We start from the raw sequence: 16,567 nt of genomic DNA on the forward strand, positions 1-16,567 counted from the left end.
TCAATCGGCTATGCCGCTACGACAAGATTAAATTTGCGACATGGGTCGCAAATGGGCAAACGGCATGCCGCGAGCCCTGGAAGTGGCACCAACTGTTCAAGCGAGAGGCAGCGTACGGCCTGCGGGCAGAACAAAAACGCCGCCTTGGCTGGAGCCAGGCGGCGTTACAGTTTTAAAGCAGCGGCAGGGATGCGCTGCCGGGAAAATCTTCAGGCGACGAAGCCGAGGCGCGCCGCATTCATGGCACCGGTCTGGCCGGGCATGGTGTTGGCGAGGCGCTGACGCTCAAGAGCGGTGGTCAGGTTCATTTCGCGGCGGACGAAGAGGCGTGCAAAAAGCTTCATGATCATCTCCATTTGTTGCTCAGACGGGTCGCCTTCGCTTGATGGAGTGGGGCAGCTCGTTTGCTGCAGCTGATATAGGCTTGTGTAAGCAGAAACTAAATCGCAAAAGCGAAGCGCTTGATATGAAATGCGACATCGATTGCGACAAATTTGGGCAAGGCGCACGAAATTTGCGATTATTTACAAGGCATTAATTGGAAGCAGGAGCTGCTATGCGGCTTTCTCATATGCGTCATGTGTTGGCGGCATGGCTCCGAAAATCATTTGAATACAAATAAAACAGAGAAGGCCTGCCGGGCTTGTTCGCGCGGCAGGCCTTCAGCACTTGGTACACACGATCTACTTTGCTCCAGCCCAGGATCCGACGCCATTGCGTGAACTGGTCTTGGTGTCGGAAACCTCAGGCCAGCCGATATCCTTCTGCAGTTCGATCGGCAGGGAGCGGATGGCGCGTTCGGTCTGGTAGCGGGCGCGGGCCGCGCTGAATTCGGTCGCGATGCGACCAAGGGACGACAGGATAGACATTTCATTCTCCTTTGGTGCCGGGCAGGGATGCCAGGCAGCGTGTTGGTTACCTCGGGTTTGTTTCAGCTTCATTTCGTGTCGATTGCAGGTTTGTGTCGTGGTCGTTTCATGGCTGCTTGTGGCAGCAACCTGCTTCGATGGAGTTGACTATCCTCCCAATCTAATGTTCAATCAAACGAAATGGAATGATGCTTTGTATCAGAAAAATTGAAGGTCGATTCCCATGAACGCCCCGCTCAATCATCCACTGCCACTGCTTGATCTCGACGTCTTGCGCACTTTCGTGGCGATTGCCGAGACCGGCAGCTTCACCACCGCCGCGAACGCCGTGTTTCGCACGCCGTCGGCCGTCTCCATGCAGATCAAGAAGCTGGAGGACATTCTCGGCCGCTCGGTGTTCGCGCGTGACGCCCGCTCAGTGTCGCTGACCACGGACGGCGAAATGCTGCTCGGCTATGCCCGCCGGCTGCTGTCGATCAACCGCGAGGTGGTGTCGAAGTTCATCATTCCCGAGATTGTCGGTGTGGTGCGGCTTGGTTCGCCGGACGATTACGGCGAGCGCGTGCTGCCGCATGTGCTGAAGCGTTTTGCGCAGTCGCATCCGTCGATCGCCGTCGACGTCACCATCGACCAGAGCAGCAATCTGCGCCGGCGCATGGACGACCGGGCGCTCGACATCACGCTCTTGACCAATTCCTACAAGACCAGCGCGCTCGGCGCCGAGGTGCTGCTGACCGAGCCGATCGTCTGGGCCGGCGCCAAGGGCGGTTGCGCGCATCTGCGCGAGCCCTTGCCGGTGTCGCTGTGGGAAGAGGGCTGCGCCTGGCGCGCCGGAGCGCTCGATGCGCTTGGCCGCGAAGGCCGCAATTACCGCATCGCCTATATGAGCGCGCACACGGCCGGCCAGCGTGCCGCGATCATGTCCGATCTCGCAGTGGCGCCGCTGCCGAAGTCGTTCCTTGGCAACGACATGGTCGAACTCTGCCCGAAGGACGGCATGCCCGACATCGGCACCTACAATCTGGCGATGGTGGTGGCGCCGGACGCCAGCGCGCCGGTCAAGGCAGTCGCCGACCACATCCGCGCGACCTTCGAAGTGTTCCGGGAAACCGGCAAGTTCTGATCCGCCAGTAGGGGCCGATCCAGAAGAGAGCGCTACTCCGCCGCTTCGGCGGAGGGCGCTTCGAGCCTTGTCCTCGTGTCTTGCCTGATCGGCGAGGGGCTCTCGCTGAGAAAAGCGACGATGTGCTGCCGCGCGCGGCGTGCTTCCGGCATGTCGATCAAGGGCCAGACGTGGAACATGCCTTCCTCGTGGACGACATCGACCTCGACGCCGGCGGCACGCGCCTTTTCGGCGAAGATCAGATTGTCGGGGGTCAGAAGATCGCGCGAGCCGGTCAACAGCAGCGTTTTCGGCAGCACCGACAGATCGCCGTAGAGCGGGCTGATGTGCCAGTCGCTGCGGTCGATGCCGGCACTGTACATCCGGATCGCTTCCAGGCCGCCGGGAATGCCGAGCCACGGGTCGTTGCGTTCGGCCTCGAAGAGTTTTGGGTTCGAAAGCGACATATCGAGGCCGGGTGAAATCAGCACATGGCGTGACGGCAGCGGCAAGGCCTGTTCCGCAGCCATCATGGTCAGCACGACGGCCATGTTGCCGCCGGCGGAATCGCCCATGAACACGATGTCTTCGGCCTCCGTCTCGTCGAGCATCTGGCGGTAGACGCCGCCGACCATGCCGAACATGGCGTGGAAATCGTGTTCGGGGGCGATGGGATAGATCGGCACCGTGATGCCGTAGCCGAGCCGATCCGCCATGTCGGCGATCAGATGCCAATGATAGGGCGTGATTTCAAAGACATAGGCGCCGCCGTGCAAGTAGAGAATCCGCTTTCGCTCGCCGTCTCTGGGGGCGATTTCGTAGACCGGAAAGCCGTCCACGGTGTGTGTCCCGATGTCGAAACGTTGGTGCAGTGAGGCAGGGGGCCGGTGGTTCTCGGTCTTGCGCGCGGCCGCGATCCAGCGCTGCAGGTTTTCCGGGCTGGCGAACGCCTGCTTGCGGCTGTGCCGCAGGACGAAGGACACGACATGGCTTTTCAAACTTGGCATGCGGATACACGGACTTCGGCCAAAGCCGACTAAGAGAACCCCCACTATCCCGGAAGATCGTGCCGTGGCCGAAAATGTCAAGATTTACGCTGTGTCTACACGCTGGTGTGATCCGCGCCGCAGTAATCAGCGACGCGGCGAGAGTGCGGCACGCAGCCGCTTGCTGGTGGTCGCCGGGGACATGCGAGATCCCCGGCGCCTGCCGAGCAGTTCGCATTTGTCGGCGAAGGTCATCAGCGCGCAGCGCTCCAGATAGCGCTGGTGAGGGACGCCTTTTCGCTGGACCGCGGCGACACCGGCCAGCCGATATCCTTCTGGATCTCAGGCGGCAGGCTGTTCAGCAGGCGCCGTGCCTTGCTGCGGTCATGGGCATTCTTGATGGCCGCACCATAGCGGCCCAGGCTTTCGAGCATCGACATTTTTTGTCTCCCCTTGGACCGTGCTGCGGCTGATTCTGCCTGCCGTTCGATGCCGGTTAAATGCGCCGTCCATGTATCTGGCGGATTTCACGAAAACAGTGTTTTGGTTTCCGGATCGGTTGATCCGGAAACATTTGCATGCAAATGAGTTTGGGAAGACGGCGGCCCGAGCGCGGCCGCTTATTCCCGCCCGCGCCGGGCGGCGTGGCCTTCGCGCGAACGCCGGCGCGGGGTGGCATCGCCGGCGACGCCATCCTCGCTGACCGTCTTGCGCGGCGGCAGTTTCACCGCCGCTGACAGTTTCGGGAACGGATCGACCTTGTTGGGCAACGCCATGGCGTAGACGAAATGCTCCTGGAATTTCGGTTCCAGCGCCGTCTCGATCTTCTCGATCTTGCTGACCGTGTCCTCGATCTCGCGGCGATAGCCGCGATTGAGCAGCGCCATGCGCGCACCGGCACCGGCGGCATTGCCGACCGCCGAAACCTTGTCGAGGTCGCAATCCGGGATCAGGCCGAGCACCATGGCGTATTTCGGATCGATGAAGGAGCCGAAGGCGCCGGCGAAGTGGATGCGATCGACATGGTCGGTGTTCTGCTTTTCCATCAACAGCTTGGTGCCGGCATAGAGCGCCGCCTTGGCGAGCTGAATGGCGCGCACGTCGGTCTGGGTGATGGTGATCTTCGGCCCATCTTCGTTCAATGCGGCGGACCCTTCCTTCAGCACGTAGGAGAAGGTGCGGCCGTTGGCGGTGACGCGCGGAGAGCGGGCCGAAAGTGCGCCGTCGATGACGCCGTCCTCGGAGATGATGCCGGCGAGATACATCTCGGCCACCACTTCGATGATGCCGGAGCCGCAGATACCGGTGACGCCAGTCGCCTGGACGCTGTCGAGGAAGCCCGGCTCGTCGGACCACAGCTCCGAGCCGATGACGCGGTATTTTGGCTCCAGCGTGTCGGGATCGATGCGCACGCGCTCGATGGCGCCTGGGGCGGCGCGCTGGCCGCCAGAGATTTCGGCACCCTCGAAGGCCGGGCCAGTCGGAGATGAAGCAGCCACGACCCGCGCACGGTGGCCAAGCACGATCTCGGCATTGGTGCCGACATCGACGATAAGCATCATCTCGTCTTGGCGGTGCGGGCCTTCAGACAGCGTCACCGCCGCCGCGTCCGCACCGACATGGCCGGCGATGCAAGGCAGCATATAGAGCCGTGCGCCCTGGTTGAGCTTCAGGCCGATATCGGATGCCTTGATGTGCACCGCGCCCGAAACGGCGAGCGCGAAGGGGGCGCCGCCAAGCTCGGTCGGATCGATGCCGAGGAACAGATGGTGCATGATCGGATTGCCGACGAAGACGGAGTCCAGGATGTCGTTGCGCTGCACATTGCCTTCAGCGCAGACCTTGTCGACCAGACCCGAGATCGCCTCACGCACGGCGACTGTCATGCCTTCGCGGCCGTCCGGATTCATCATCACATAGGAGACGCGGCTCATCAGATCCTCGCCAAAGCGTATCTGCGGGTTCGACGTGCCCGACGAGGCGGCCACGCGGCCCGACAGCAGCGACACCAGATGCATGGCGATGGTGGTCGAGCCGATATCGCAGGCGAGCCCATAGGCTTCGTTCTTGAGGCCAGGCCACAACGCCACGACGCGCGCGGTCTCGCTGTCGGCATCCTTGTAGATGGCGGCGGTCGCGGTCCAGTTGCCCTTGCGCAGGATGCCTTGCACTTGCGGCAGCAGATAGAAATCGAAATCGAGGCTTTTCAGGCCCCAGTCGTGCATCAGCGCGATCTTCAGGCGGTCGAGATCGCCGAGCGGCTTGTGCATGTCGGGTTCTTCGATCTCGACATAACACATGCGGATCGCCGCATCGCGGGCGATGACCCTGGTGTCGGCGTCCTTGCGGATGGTCTGCGCGTTGATGACGGTGTCCTGCGGCACGTCGATGACGAGGTCGCCAAGGATCTGCGCCGAGCAGGAGAGACGGCGCCGTTCGGGCAGGCCACGGACGCGCTCATAGCGCTCTTCCTTGGCGCCCTTGGGCGTGATGTGGTCGTTGGAGGAAACGATCTTGTGCTTGGCGAAATTGCCTTCCTGCACTTCGATCTGGCAGCGCCCACAGGTGGCGCGTCCGCCGCACACACTTTCGACATAGACGCCAAGCTGGCGCGCGGCATCGAGCACCGGGGTGCCGACAGGAAACCGCCCGCGCTTGCCCGACGGCATGAACAGCACGAGCGGGTCGGTGATGTTGGCAGGTGAATTCACGATTGCGCGCTTATCCTCGGCCCATGCGGGCTTCACGGCCGCCACGGCGGCGGCCGCCATTGCTGGCGCCGTCGCCCGGCGCATTGACCTGCGTCGGGGCGGCAACGGCCTGGCCGCCTTCGGCCGGCTTGTAGTCCTTGTAGGTGCGGATCCAGTTGGTGCAGTTCTCGTCGGTGCCGTTCAGCACATTGGCGCCGCGCACGGCTTCCATCTCCTGCGGGCGCACCGGGTTCATGATGGCTGATGTCATGCCGGCGCCGATCACCATCGGGATGAAGGCGGCGTTGATGCCGTGGCGATGCGGCAGGCCGAACGAGATGTTGGACAGGCCGCAGGTGGTGTTGACCTTGAGCTCTTCACGCAGGCGGCGCAACAGCGCGAACACTTGGCGGCCGGCGTCGCCCAGCGCGCCGATCGGCATCACCAAGGGATCGACAACGACGTCATGCGCGGGAATGCCGAAATCGGCGCAGCGCTGCACGATCTTCTTGGCGACGGCGAAGCGCACGTCCGGATCCATCGAAATGCCGGTCTCGTCGTTGGAGATGGCGACGACGGGCACGTTGTATTTCTTGACCAGCGGCAGGATGGCCTCGAGCTTTTCTTCCTCGCCGGTGACGGAGTTGACCAGCGGGCGGCCCTTGGCGACCTTGAGAGCTGCTTCGATCGCGGCGGTCACGGAACTGTCGATCGACAGCGGCAGGTCGACCAGGCCCTGCACGATCTCCAGCGTCTGCACCAAAAGGCCAGGTTCGGTCTCGTTCGGGTTGACCGAAGTGACACCGGCATTGACGTCGAGCATGGTGGCGCCACAGGCTGCCTGCTCGAGCGCGTCCCGGATGACGGTCTCGAAATTGCCCGCGATCATCTCGGCGGCCAGCTTCTTGCGGCCGGTCGGGTTGATGCGTTCACCGATCACGCAGAACGGCTGGTCGAAGCCGATGATGATTTCTCGTGTCGCCGAGGCGACGATGGTACGGGTCATGAAGTCTCTCCGCCGTGATATAAAGATCTCTTTATATCGTTGTCTGTTTTCGTTCAAGCGAATGGGTGGCCGTCCGCGCCGTCAGTGCGCGGTCTTCACCATGTCCACCTGCGTTTCGGTAATGTCGTCGTGCAAGATGCTTTCGAGCCGGTCGGCGACCATCTGGTCGTCGCGACGGATCTCGCGTTTCCATGGCTGGCGGCCCTTCAGCACGCCCGATTCATCGACGATCTCCGCGACATATTCCTCCTGCCGATAGGCCATCACATGGACGCCGGAAACGCCGGATATTTCCTTCACCTCGTTGATGATGTCGATGCAGAGCTGCTTGCCTTCCTTCTTCTGGTCCTGGGCGCCTTCCAGTCGCTTGATGATCGAATCGGGAATATGGATGCCCGGCACGTTCGAGCGGATCCACTTGGCCGTCTTGGCCGAGGCGAGCGGCCCGACGCCAACCAGGATGAAGCATTTTTCGGTGTAGCCGAGGTCGCGGACCTTTTGCATGTAGGTGCGGAACATCGGCACGTCGAAGCAATACTGGCTCTGCACGAATTGCGCGCCGGAGGCGATCTTCTTGCCCAGCCGATGCGGACGGAAGTCGATCGGCGGCGCGAACGGATTGATCGCAGCACCCAGGAACAGCTGCGGCGGCGTCGTCAGCTTGCGGCCGGACAGGAACTTGCCGTTGTCGCGCATGATGCGGCAGGTCTCCAGCAACGACATGCAGTCGAGGTCGAACACCGGCTTGGCGCCTGGCTGGTCGCCAGCCTGCACGCCGTCGCCCGTGAGGCACAGCATGTTGGCGACACCCATCGCAGCCCCGCCAAGCACGTCGCCCTGGATGGCGATGCGGTTCTTGTCGCGGCAGGCGATCTGCATGATCGGCGCATAGCCCATGCGGGTCAAAAGCGCGCAGATGCCGACCGACGACATGTGGCAGTTGGCGCCCGACGCATCGACGGCGTTGATGGCGTCGACCCAGCCGTCGAAGATTTTCGCCCTGTTATAGACGTCTTCCGGATCGGCGCTGTCGGGTGGATTGAGCTCCGTCGTCACCGCGAACTCGCCGCGCCGAAGGACGCGCTCCAGCCGGCCGCGCGAGGTGTGGCCGGGCAGGGGGGCGAGCGGCAGGTGGATGCCGTCCGGGTTCTCGTCGCGCTGGCGTCCGATCATGCCGGTGCCCCGGTGTTTGCCGCCCCATTCTTGGCGGCAGCGGCGGCTTCGCGCGCGGCGGCCGCCTGCGCGGTCACCCGCAGCCAGGCCGAGGTTTCGCGAAGCGACTGGTCGACCGGCTTCTGCACCGTCAGGATACTGTCGCCGTGGACCATGTTCTGCGAGCCTTCCCAGGCCTTGACCCAGACGCAGGGCATATCGGGTTCGACCTCGCAATTGCCGTTGGCGCGGACGCCGCCGCAGGGGCCGTTGCGCAATTGCTTGGGGCAGTTCATCGGGCACGACATGCCGGTCGACGACAATATGCACTGGCCGCACATGCGGCAGTCGAACATGAAGCCCTTGACGCGCTTCTCGACAAATTTGATCGGCCCTTCGATGCGGCCGTAACCTATGCCCTTCCACAGGGGATGAAGGAGCAGAAACATGTCGGCGAATTTGGCATAGAACCATTCGAGCAGGCGCGAATGCCTGACCGACCAAAGCCGGACCGCGAAAGAACGCTGCACGCGCCGCTGCGGCGATACGTCGGCCGGCTTGTAGTCGGATTTCGGCGCTGCCTTCTTGACCAGAGTGGCCTGGGTAACCGCCGGGGTGGTTTCAGACATTTTCTTTGCCGCCCGCCTTGACCAGAGCGACCAGCCGCTCGCGGTCGTATTTGGTGTCGATGTCGCTGAATGCCTTCTCGACTTCGGCTTCGAGGTCATCGCCGACCGGTATGGGATCAGCCTTGCGCCATTCGGCCAAATAGTCGTCGGTGCCGCCGGCGCCGGTGCGCATGGCGCACATGTCGATCGCCTCGGTGAAGCGCAGCGGCAGTTCGCGCTTGGCGTTCTGCCGGCCCTTCTTGACGATGATTTGGGCAGGGATGTCGCGCCAGTAGACGACGATCAGATCGGCCATGAATTCTCACTCCTCGATATCGGAGCATTGCCGGAAGCGCAGGTGGGCCGCTTGTTATGGGACGACGCGCGCGCATTCAAAAGCGACGCATTTGGATGTCGTAAAATGAAAGGTGGGTTTATTCGTTTGCGGCGTGTGTCGATGGCCCAGTCGACGCATCCGAAAAGCCGGCGCGCGGCATGTTGTTCCGGACGAAGGACGCGCTACCAGATGCCGGTTTTCAGGCCTGTCCAGAGGTAGAACCAGATCGTCGGGTGGTACCATTGTTGCGATGGCAGGCCCGGGTCGACGGTAGTGAGTTTTCCGGCCAGCACGTCGCCGACCGCCTCGACGCAAATGTCGCGCGAGAACGCGGCCTGGCGAAGTGCATAGCTGGAAATGGTGTCGCCGCGTTTTGGCTGACCCCGTACCTGTTTCAGCACGGCGCCCGTATCGACGCCGGCATCGACCAGATGAACGGTGGTGCCGAAATTCTGCGGATCGCCTGATGTCAGCGCCCAGTAGCCGCCATTCATACCGCGGTATTTCGGCGTGATGCCGGCGTGATAGTTGAGCACCGGGCAAGGCATCCTGGCCAACATGTCCTTCGACAACAGCCTGCAGCCGTTAAGCAGGACAACGCCAGGCTGGAGCTTCTCGATCGCCGCGAGGCACTCCGGCCCGTTGGCGGAAGCAACATGGATGATCTCCTGGCCTCGCCGCGGCTCGATCTCGAGCTTCTCCTCGGCTATCAGCCGAGCGGCATGGCCGGCGAGGAGCCGCTTGCCCAGTCTGCTCAGCACCATGGTGCCGAGCTGGCCGATGGCGGAGATCCAGCCCTGGCGGCGAGCGCGGCCACGCAGCAATTGCTTTTTGGATTCAGGCGTTTCGAGGACGACGCTGACAGGGCCGACGCGGTCGGCGATCGCGTTGACGATAGCCCAGACATGCGGGCCGCCTCCGGTGACGATCACGATCGGTCGCGGACTGGATTGCGACGCTGCCATGGATCTCTCCCCCTCCAAGCGACCCGTGCTCGACAATGGGCGGGATGCTAGAACGTCCGGGTTAATCCTTGGTGATCAGCTCTTCGATACACGGTCAGCGCTTGAATTCGATGATATCGAGCTTCGATTCGTAATAGGGTGCCGGGAATTCAATGCGCCATTCCTTGGCGCTGTTGCGGAAGGCATAGCCGACCTGGTCGGTCTGCGGGCCGCTGCCATAGGGCTTTGCCGGATCGCTGTTGACATAGAAGGAGCCGAGATAGATCGAGCGTTTCTCGCCATCGTCGAAGAAACGGCCCTTGGTGCGCTGCGAGCCGCTGATCTTTTCCAGCCGCCAGCCAGAACCGTCATCGGTCACCTTGCACTTGAACCAGCCATAGATGACGAGCGGCAAAGGTCCCCCGGCCTTGATGGTGCGGCACCGCCAGTTGCCGGTCAGGTCCTCGTCGGAAAAGGCCACCAGCGGCTTTGTCAGCAAGGCATCGAGTTGCCTGACCTCGGCGGGGTCGCCGGCTTTCGCTTCGGCCAGCGCTGCCTTGCGGGTCTCGCCATATTTGTCGAGCCGCGCCTTGTCGGCGGCGGTGATCAGTGTCTGCACCTCGCCATCGGCGAGTGCGGGGAGAGTGCAGCAGAGCAGGCCGACAAGGGCGAGCAGAGGGCGAAGTGTCATCGGAGGCCTCCCGGTTGATGTCTGGCGCAGCGCCGCTGCCATCTGGTGCATAGTTTATCGGGTCGCTGGCGCCTGTCATCCGTGCTTAACAGCGTCACGGTCAAAAATCATGGTGTGACGAATGCGAATCTTGCTCACGGGATCGTCGGGTTGGCTGGGCAGCGCGCTGGCGCCGCGTCTGCGCGCACTTGGGCACGATGTCACCGGGATCGATCCCGTTCCATCGGCGCAAACGCAGATGATCGGCTCGATTGCCGACCGCGACCTTGTCATGCGCACCGTCCGCGACAACCGGATCGAGGCGATCATCCATAGCGGCGCGCTGCACAAGCCCAACATCGAGAACCGCGCCAACAGCGATTTCGTTGCCACCAACGTGCAAGGCACGCTGAACCTGCTCGACGCGGCGGTGGCGGCCTGCGTGCAGCGCTTCGTCTTCACCTCGACGACCTCGCTGATGATTTCGCAAGCGATACGCGACGGGTTCAGCGGTGGTGCTCGGAAAGCGGCATGGCTGACGGAGGCGATGTCGCCCGAGCCGCGCAACATCTATGGCGTCACCAAGCTTTCGGCTGAGCATCTGTGCCGCCTCTATCATATCCAGCACGGGTTGCCGGTGATGGTGCTGCGCACGGCCCGCTTCTTTCCCGAAGCCGACGACATGGCGCATGCGATCGAACAGTCGGATGCCAATACCAAGGCGAACGAATTGCTATTTCGGCGCTTGACGGTGGAAGATGCGGCGGAGGCTCATGTCGCAGCCTTGGAGAAGGCGCCGCAACTGGGATTTGACATTTTCATCGTCTCGGCGCTGACACCTTTCCGGCCCGATGATAGCGCGGCGCTGATCGCCGACGCTCCATCGGTCGTCGCGCGCTATTTCCCGGACTTTCCGACGGTTTACGCGCGAAAGGGCTGGACGATGTTTTCTTCCATCGACCGCGTCTACGACGCGTCGCGTGCGAGGGACAGGCTGGGTTTTGTCTGCAAGACGAGCTTTGCCGATGTGCTTGCGGCGCTGCGGGTGGAAGAGGGGTTGCCTAGCCCGTGACAGCAGCGGCGTGTGCCATTCCGGCCGTGAGGTCGCCATAGCCCGTGGCGCGGCGTTCATAGACGAGACCGAGCATTTTGGCGGCCTTTTCGGCGACCTTGTCGAGTTCCGGATCGTTGGTCTGGGCAAGGTAGATCAGCTTCTCGTAGTTGCCGAAATAGTCCTTGATCAGCTCCGGGTGCTTGTCGAGGCCGAGCGGCTTCATGAAGAAAGCGTCGAACTGCCGGCAGAGGAAGTCGGTCATGTAGAACGACATCATGTCGTCGTCGGCGATTTTCGCGTAGGCCTCCATGCCTTGATAGAAGGCGAAACAGTGCGGGCCGGCCATGCGCTCGACGCCGTGCTTTTCGCAGATGCGGTCGAGCAGGCCGCCGGTGCCGCAATCGGCATAGCCGACGAAGATGTTGATGTAGCCTTCGGCCTTGGCCTTTTCGATTGCCTTGTCCATGGCCGGAGCGATGCGGTCGGGATAGAAATGGAATTCCGCCGGCAGGCAAGTCAGGTCGAGGTGATCCAGTCCGAGCTGTTCCTTGACGGCCAGAACTTCGCGCGCAATCATCCCGCAGGCGATAACGAGCAGCCTGTCGTCTTGATTCGGTTTCGTTTTTTGCGTCTTGGCCATGGAACCCGTCGAGCCGGCCTTCGTTGCTGTCGCGCTAATTTATCTGTTGAGGGAGACACCGTCCATGAAACTGCTTCGCATCGCACCGATTGCCATTCTTGCTTGTGTCCTTGCCCTTACGGCTTGCGCGAACACCGTTCGCGGCGTCGGCAAGGACGTCAAATCGACGGCCAGGGCGGTCAAGGACACTGTCGCCAACTGATTGGCAGCCTCGTCCATCATCTGGGAACAAAAAAGCCGCGCTGCAAGGCGCGGCTTTTCTTGTCGGTCCATCCTGATGCCTTGGGTCAGGCGGAAGCGCGGACGTTGTGCTTGCGCTTCATGAAGTCCTTGGCGGTCTCGACCGCCACCGCCGCGTCGCGGCAATAGGCATCGGCACCGACGGCCTTGCCGAATTCCTCGTTCAACGGCGCGCCGCCGACCAGCACGACATAGTCGTCGCGAATGCCCTTTTCCTTCATCGTATCGATGACGACCTTCATGTAGGGCATGGTCGTGGTCAAAAGCGCCGACATGCCGATGATGTCGGGCTGGTGCTGCTCGATCGCATCGAGATATTTCTCGACCGCATTGTTGATGCCGAGATCGATGACATCGAAGCCGGCACCTTCCATCATCATGCCGACGAGGTTCTTGCCGATGTCGTGGATGTCGCCCTTGACGGTGCCGATGACCATCTTGCCCTGCTTGGGCGCGCCGGTGGCGGCGAGCAGCGGGCGCAGGATGAACATGCCGGCCTTCATCGCATTGGCGGACAACAGCACTTCGGGCACGAACAGGATGCCGTCGCGAAAATCCTCGCCGACGATGCGCATGCCCTCGACCAGCGCCTCGGTGAGCACCTTGTAGGGCACCCAGCCGCGCTCGAGCAGGATGTTGGTGCCTTCTTCGATCTCTTCCTTCAGCCCGTCATAGAGATCATCGTGCATCTGCTGCACCAACTCGTCGTCGGAAAGTTCGGAAAGAATGATCTCGTCGTCGGACATTTGTATCGAGCTCCTGCCGGCATCGCGACCATGTCGCAAGGCACAAAATATTCGCGTTCATACCTAACCCGCTGGGGGCATGTATCCATAGCTGATTTGCGACTTCCCGCAAAAGGAAAGCGACCGTAACTCTCTTGGAATTCTTGTCGATTTTGCGACAGGCGTTGGCGCTGGCGGGCCGTTTCGAATAGGGTGCATGGCTACGATCTGGCAAGAAGCGGCGAGAGGCAGCCGCTATGGATTCCAGACAAGAACAGATTCAGGGAAGAACCACCATGAGCGAACACGCGGCAGTCGATCAGGAAGCGTCAAACGCGCGACGTGGGCGCGGCGCCAGCGGCGGGGCTGCTGCCCGGCGGGCAGCACGTTCGGGCGGCGGTCCGGGTACCCAGCTCACCTACATCAAGCGCAAGATCAACGTTTATGAGGTGCTGGACGAAGAAGGCTTGGCGCTGATCGAGAAGAACACCGATACAGTGCTCGAGGAGATCGGAATTATCTTCCGCGACGATGCGGAGGCGCTGCAATTGTGGAAAGAAGCCGGCGCCGACGTCAAGGGCGAGCGCGTGCACTTTCCGAAGGGTCTGTGCCGCTCACTGCTGAAGACCGCGCCCTCCATCTACACCCAGCACGCCCGCAATTCCGAGCGTTCGGTGCAGATCGGCGGCAATGCCACCGTTTTCGCGCCGGTCTACGGCCCGCCCTTCGTGCGTGACCTCGACGGTGTCAGGCGTTACGCGACGATCGAGGATTTCCAGAATTTCGTGAAGCTCGCCTATATGGCGCCGTCGATCCATCATTCGGGCGGCACAGTGTGCGAGCCGGTCGACGTGCCGGTCAACAAGCGCCATCTCGACATGATCTACAGCCACATCAAATATTCCGACAAGCCGTTCATGGGCTCGGTGACCGCGCCGGAACGCGCCGAAGACACCGTCGCCATGGCCAAGATCGTGTTCGGCGACGATTTCGTCGAGAACAACACGGTGCTGACCAGCCTGATTAACGCCAACTCGCCGATGGTGTTCGACGAGACCATGCTCGGCGCGCTGAAGGTCTACGCGCGCCACAACCAGGCCTGCATCGTCACGCCGTTCATCCTTGCCGGTGCGATGAGCCCGGTGACGGTCGCCGGCACGCTGACGCAGGTTCTGGCCGAAGTGCTGGCCGGCGCGTCGTTCACGCAGCTGATCCGCCCCGGCGCACCGGTGCTGTTCGGCACCTTCGCCTCGTCGATCTCGATGCAGTCGGGCGCACCGACCTTCGGCACGCCGGAGCCGTCGCTGGTTTCCTACGGCGCCGCACAGCTGGCCCGCCGCCTCGGCCTGCCGTTCCGCACCGGCGGTTCACTCTGCGCGTCCAAGGTTCCAGATGCGCAGGCAGCCTATGAAAGTGCCAACACGCTGAACTCGACCATCCTGGCCGGCACCAATTTCGTGCTGCATTCGGCCGGCTGGCTCGAGGGCGGGCTCGCCTCCTGTTACGAAAAATTCATGATGGACATCGACCAGCTCGGCATGACGCAGAAATTCTCCGAGGGCGTCGATCTGTCGGAAAACGGCCAGGCGATGGACGCCATCCGCCAGGTCGGGCCAGGCAGCCACTATCTCGGCTGCGACCACACCCAGGCCAATTTCCAGACCGCCTTCTACCGCTCCAACATCGCCGACAACAATTCCTACGAGCAGTGGCTGGCCGAGGGCGAGAAGACCGCGCCGCAGCGCGCCAACGAACTTGCCCGCCGCTGGCTGGAAAGCTACGAGGCGCCGCATCTCGATCCGAGCATCGACGAAGCCTTGAAGGACTTCATCGCCAAGAAGAAGGGGTCGATGCCCGACGCCTTCACTTGAAAGGAGCCCGAGTCAGGCGGGGCTAAAGTCGCCAACATCATCCACAAGGAAGTCTGGCGGAGCGCGTTCTCCGATCCGATCAAGAAGGAATGATTGTGCCCGCCGGCAGCGTTGACCGCATTGCTGCGGCGCTTCACGCCAACGGCCTTGTCCTTCGCGGCGGCTTCAATTTTGCCCCAGGCGATGCGCCGCCAACAGGATCATCAGGTGCACCGGCAGCGGCCGTCCTGCTGGTGGGGCAGGCGGGCGCTGCACCCTGGCCGCATTTCCTGCGTTGGCGGGAAAAGCAACCACGGAGCATCGCCAATCCGCTCGACACGTGGTCGCGCGAAGTGATCGGCGCCGTGGCGGACACATTCGGGGCGAGGGCCGTTTCGCCATCTGACAGACCTTATCTGCCGTTCCAGCAATGGGCGATGCGGGCGGAGGGGCTGAAGCCTTCACCGCTCGGCATCCTCATGCACCCGCAATACGGGCTCTGGCACGCCTATCGCGGCGCGCTGCTGTTCGGGTACGAGCTTCCGGTTCAAGCCGCCGAGCCAGCGCCCCACCTTTGCGATACCTGTGTCGAAAAACCGTGCCTGAAATCCTGTCCGGTAGACGCTTATTCTCCGCAGGAATTCGTCTACCCGTCCTGCCTGGCGCATGTGCGGGGAGCGAATGGCGAACCCTGCCGGACCGGCGGTTGCCTTGATCGAAATGCCTGTCCCTATGGTACCGATTATCGCTACCCACCGGAGGTCCAGGCTTTTCATATGGCAGCATTCGCGGTTCTGTAACCCGTCACGCAATCCTGCACGAAATGTTGACCGCCGCGTTCAGGGAACGCCTTGCCGTATTGGTTTGGCCGGATATGTATCGCACGACAACGGAACGGAGCGGGCGATGACGAAGCAGGACCTCCAGATCAAGACCAGGGATGGCGTCGCCAATGCAGGGCTTTTCCGCTCGGCAAACGCATCTTCGGCCAAGGCTGGTGTCATTCTTTATCAGGACGCTTTCGGTCCGCGGCCGGCGCTCGACAGCATGGCCGAGCGGCTGGCGAATGATGGTTATGCGGTGCTGGTGCCCGATCTGTTCTACCGTAATGCGCCTTACGGGCCCTTCGACGCCAAGACCGCCTTCGTAGAGGAAAAGACCAAGGCGGCGCTGATGGCGTTGGTCACAGGCACCCCGCAGGAGATGACCATCAGCGACAGCGGTGCGTTCCTCGACGCGCTCTCGGCTGAAGGTGTCACCGGACCGGTCGGCACCGTTGGTTACTGCATGGGTGGCGGCCGGGCATTGAATGCGGCTGCAATCTATCCCGAGAGGATAAAGGCGGCCGCGAGCTTCCATGGTGGAAATCTGGCCAGCGACGCCGCCGACAGCCCGCATCGCATGGCGGCCTCCATTAAGGCGCGAGTGTATGTCGGCACATCCGGCGTCGACAGGAGTTTCCCGCCGGAACAGTCGGCGCGCCTGGCCGAAGCGCTCAGGGTCGCGGAAGTCGACCATGTCATCGAGAACTATGTCGGCGTGGCACATGGCTGGTGCGTACCCGATCATAGCGTTTTCAATGCCGCGGGTGCCGAACGCCACTGGAAGCGATTGACGACGCTGTTCGCCGAAACACTGATCTGAGCCCTTCGTTCAGCTGTTGGCTGTCTGGCCCGTTCGCGCTATCAGGCAGC

Annotated in this window: 19 protein-coding genes; 6 read left to right on the top strand and 13 right to left on the bottom strand. The window is 62.2% G+C overall.

Going from position 1 to position 16,567, the window contains the following annotated elements; genetic code table 11:
- Positions 1–209: 209 nt before the first annotated feature.
- Both ASD99_RS35095 and ASD99_RS05670 read right to left on the bottom strand, forming a co-directional pair.
- Positions 210–344, bottom strand: a complete 135-nt coding sequence (locus tag ASD99_RS35095) for a hypothetical protein (RefSeq protein ID WP_082525794.1) — start codon at positions 342–344, stop codon at positions 210–212.
- 339 nt (positions 345–683) lie between these two features.
- Entirely contained in the window at positions 684–869 is a 186-nt protein-coding gene (locus tag ASD99_RS05670) for a hypothetical protein (protein ID WP_056596345.1), read from the bottom strand.
- A gap of 223 nt (positions 870–1,092) precedes the next feature.
- Between ASD99_RS05670 and ASD99_RS05675 the strand changes: the two genes are divergently transcribed.
- Positions 1,093–1,992 carry a LysR substrate-binding domain-containing protein gene (locus ASD99_RS05675; protein WP_013531163.1) on the top strand — a complete coding sequence of 300 codons (900 nt, stop codon included), beginning with the start codon at positions 1,093–1,095 and terminating at the stop codon, positions 1,990–1,992.
- A 32-nt stretch (positions 1,993–2,024) separates the two neighbouring features.
- Here ASD99_RS05675 and ASD99_RS05680 read toward each other — a convergent pair whose 3' ends face one another.
- From ASD99_RS05680 to ASD99_RS05720, 9 genes are all read right to left on the bottom strand, one after another.
- Entirely contained in the window at positions 2,025–2,978 is a 954-nt protein-coding gene (locus ASD99_RS05680) for an alpha/beta hydrolase (RefSeq protein ID WP_056596342.1), read from the bottom strand.
- A 233-nt stretch (positions 2,979–3,211) separates the two neighbouring features.
- On the bottom strand, positions 3,212–3,397 hold the full coding sequence (locus tag ASD99_RS05685; RefSeq protein WP_056596339.1) for a hypothetical protein: 186 nt from the start codon (positions 3,395–3,397) through the stop codon (positions 3,212–3,214).
- A 180-nt stretch (positions 3,398–3,577) separates the two neighbouring features.
- Positions 3,578–5,728: an ASKHA domain-containing protein gene (locus ASD99_RS05690; RefSeq protein ID WP_057142965.1), complete on the bottom strand. Its 2,151-nt coding sequence runs from the start codon at positions 5,726–5,728 to the stop codon at positions 3,578–3,580.
- Positions 5,679–6,653 (bottom strand): methyltetrahydrofolate cobalamin methyltransferase, encoded by a 975-nt coding sequence (locus tag ASD99_RS05695; protein WP_057142966.1) that lies wholly within the window; start codon positions 6,651–6,653, stop codon positions 5,679–5,681. The genes ASD99_RS05690 and ASD99_RS05695 overlap by 50 nt, the downstream gene beginning before the upstream one ends.
- 81 nt (positions 6,654–6,734) lie before the next feature.
- A complete protein-coding gene (locus tag ASD99_RS05700; RefSeq protein ID WP_056596329.1) occupies positions 6,735–7,826 on the bottom strand; it encodes a methylenetetrahydrofolate reductase in 1,092 nt (363 codons plus the stop codon).
- A complete protein-coding gene (locus tag ASD99_RS05705; protein ID WP_057142967.1) occupies positions 7,823–8,434 on the bottom strand; it encodes a methylenetetrahydrofolate reductase C-terminal domain-containing protein in 612 nt (203 codons plus the stop codon). The genes ASD99_RS05700 and ASD99_RS05705 overlap by 4 nt, the downstream gene beginning before the upstream one ends.
- Complete coding sequence (locus tag ASD99_RS05710; RefSeq protein ID WP_056596324.1) at positions 8,427–8,729, bottom strand: virulence factor; 303 nt, start codon at positions 8,727–8,729, stop codon at positions 8,427–8,429. The genes ASD99_RS05705 and ASD99_RS05710 overlap by 8 nt, the downstream gene beginning before the upstream one ends.
- Before the next feature lie 203 nt (positions 8,730–8,932).
- Complete coding sequence (locus ASD99_RS05715; RefSeq protein ID WP_056596321.1) at positions 8,933–9,715, bottom strand: formyl transferase; 783 nt, start codon at positions 9,713–9,715, stop codon at positions 8,933–8,935.
- A 94-nt stretch (positions 9,716–9,809) separates the two neighbouring features.
- Positions 9,810–10,385, bottom strand: a complete 576-nt coding sequence (locus ASD99_RS05720) for a DUF4893 domain-containing protein (RefSeq protein ID WP_057142968.1) — start codon at positions 10,383–10,385, stop codon at positions 9,810–9,812.
- Between the two features lie 121 nt (positions 10,386–10,506).
- On the opposite strand from ASD99_RS05720, the gene ASD99_RS05725 reads away from it, so the two are divergent.
- On the top strand, positions 10,507–11,436 hold the full coding sequence (locus ASD99_RS05725; RefSeq protein ID WP_057142969.1) for an NAD-dependent epimerase/dehydratase family protein: 930 nt from the start codon (positions 10,507–10,509) through the stop codon (positions 11,434–11,436).
- Here the strand turns inward: ASD99_RS05725 and ASD99_RS05730 are convergent.
- Complete coding sequence (locus ASD99_RS05730; RefSeq protein WP_057142970.1) at positions 11,426–12,058, bottom strand: DUF1638 domain-containing protein; 633 nt, start codon at positions 12,056–12,058, stop codon at positions 11,426–11,428. The genes ASD99_RS05725 and ASD99_RS05730 overlap by 11 nt on opposite strands.
- A 64-nt stretch (positions 12,059–12,122) precedes the next feature.
- On the opposite strand from ASD99_RS05730, the gene ASD99_RS05735 reads away from it, so the two are divergent.
- The gene (locus ASD99_RS05735) at positions 12,123–12,260 is read left to right on the top strand and encodes an entericidin A/B family lipoprotein (protein WP_057142997.1); all 138 of its coding nucleotides are present in this window, start codon (positions 12,123–12,125) and stop codon (positions 12,258–12,260) included.
- An 85-nt stretch (positions 12,261–12,345) separates the two neighbouring features.
- Here the strand turns inward: ASD99_RS05735 and ASD99_RS05740 are convergent, their stop codons facing one another.
- Positions 12,346–13,044: a corrinoid protein gene (locus tag ASD99_RS05740; protein WP_027029468.1), complete on the bottom strand. Its 699-nt coding sequence runs from the start codon at positions 13,042–13,044 to the stop codon at positions 12,346–12,348.
- A gap of 275 nt (positions 13,045–13,319) precedes the next feature.
- On the opposite strand from ASD99_RS05740, the gene ASD99_RS05745 reads away from it, so the two are divergent.
- The 3 genes from ASD99_RS05745 to ASD99_RS05755 all read left to right on the top strand — a co-directional run bounded on the left by ASD99_RS05745 (position 13,320) and on the right by ASD99_RS05755 (position 16,517).
- Complete coding sequence (locus ASD99_RS05745; RefSeq protein WP_056596308.1) at positions 13,320–14,894, top strand: trimethylamine methyltransferase family protein; 1,575 nt, start codon at positions 13,320–13,322, stop codon at positions 14,892–14,894.
- Positions 14,895–14,983: 89 nt separating this feature from the next.
- A complete protein-coding gene (locus ASD99_RS05750; RefSeq protein WP_057142971.1) occupies positions 14,984–15,673 on the top strand; it encodes a 4Fe-4S dicluster domain-containing protein in 690 nt (229 codons plus the stop codon).
- 106 nt (positions 15,674–15,779) lie between these two features.
- Positions 15,780–16,517 (top strand): dienelactone hydrolase family protein, encoded by a 738-nt coding sequence (locus tag ASD99_RS05755; protein WP_057142972.1) that lies wholly within the window; start codon positions 15,780–15,782, stop codon positions 16,515–16,517.
- Positions 16,518–16,567: the final 50 nt, after the last annotated feature.

Origin of the sequence: Mesorhizobium sp. Root695 (genome assembly GCF_001428185.1) — a bacterium.
Lineage (GTDB): Bacteria > Pseudomonadota > Alphaproteobacteria > Rhizobiales > Rhizobiaceae > Mesorhizobium.

What these genes read in the sequence shown, in the direction of transcription:
- ASD99_RS35095 (WP_082525794.1), bottom strand. Translation starts at nt 344, where the DNA reads ATGAAGCTTTTTGCACGCCTCTTCGTCCGCCGCGAAATGAACCTGACC.
- ASD99_RS05670 (WP_056596345.1), bottom strand. Translation starts at nt 869, where the DNA reads ATGTCTATCCTGTCGTCCCTTGGTCGCATCGCGACCGAATTCAGCGCG.
- ASD99_RS05675 (WP_013531163.1), top strand. Translation starts at nt 1,093, where the DNA reads ATGAACGCCCCGCTCAATCATCCACTGCCACTGCTTGATCTCGACGTC.
- ASD99_RS05680 (WP_056596342.1), bottom strand. Translation starts at nt 2,978, where the DNA reads ATGCCAAGTTTGAAAAGCCATGTCGTGTCCTTCGTCCTGCGGCACAGC.
- ASD99_RS05685 (WP_056596339.1), bottom strand. Translation starts at nt 3,397, where the DNA reads ATGTCGATGCTCGAAAGCCTGGGCCGCTATGGTGCGGCCATCAAGAAT.
- ASD99_RS05690 (WP_057142965.1), bottom strand. Translation starts at nt 5,728, where the DNA reads ATGGCGGCCGCCGCCGTGGCGGCCGTGAAGCCCGCATGGGCCGAGGAT.
- ASD99_RS05695 (WP_057142966.1), bottom strand. Translation starts at nt 6,653, where the DNA reads ATGACCCGTACCATCGTCGCCTCGGCGACACGAGAAATCATCATCGGC.
- ASD99_RS05700 (WP_056596329.1), bottom strand. Translation starts at nt 7,826, where the DNA reads ATGATCGGACGCCAGCGCGACGAGAACCCGGACGGCATCCACCTGCCG.
- ASD99_RS05705 (WP_057142967.1), bottom strand. Translation starts at nt 8,434, where the DNA reads ATGTCTGAAACCACCCCGGCGGTTACCCAGGCCACTCTGGTCAAGAAG.
- ASD99_RS05710 (WP_056596324.1), bottom strand. Translation starts at nt 8,729, where the DNA reads ATGGCCGATCTGATCGTCGTCTACTGGCGCGACATCCCTGCCCAAATC.
- ASD99_RS05715 (WP_056596321.1), bottom strand. Translation starts at nt 9,715, where the DNA reads ATGGCAGCGTCGCAATCCAGTCCGCGACCGATCGTGATCGTCACCGGA.
- ASD99_RS05720 (WP_057142968.1), bottom strand. Translation starts at nt 10,385, where the DNA reads ATGACACTTCGCCCTCTGCTCGCCCTTGTCGGCCTGCTCTGCTGCACT.
- ASD99_RS05725 (WP_057142969.1), top strand. Translation starts at nt 10,507, where the DNA reads ATGCGAATCTTGCTCACGGGATCGTCGGGTTGGCTGGGCAGCGCGCTG.
- ASD99_RS05730 (WP_057142970.1), bottom strand. Translation starts at nt 12,058, where the DNA reads ATGGCCAAGACGCAAAAAACGAAACCGAATCAAGACGACAGGCTGCTC.
- ASD99_RS05735 (WP_057142997.1), top strand. Translation starts at nt 12,123, where the DNA reads ATGAAACTGCTTCGCATCGCACCGATTGCCATTCTTGCTTGTGTCCTT.
- ASD99_RS05740 (WP_027029468.1), bottom strand. Translation starts at nt 13,044, where the DNA reads ATGTCCGACGACGAGATCATTCTTTCCGAACTTTCCGACGACGAGTTG.
- ASD99_RS05745 (WP_056596308.1), top strand. Translation starts at nt 13,320, where the DNA reads ATGAGCGAACACGCGGCAGTCGATCAGGAAGCGTCAAACGCGCGACGT.
- ASD99_RS05750 (WP_057142971.1), top strand. Translation starts at nt 14,984, where the DNA reads ATGATTGTGCCCGCCGGCAGCGTTGACCGCATTGCTGCGGCGCTTCAC.
- ASD99_RS05755 (WP_057142972.1), top strand. Translation starts at nt 15,780, where the DNA reads ATGACGAAGCAGGACCTCCAGATCAAGACCAGGGATGGCGTCGCCAAT.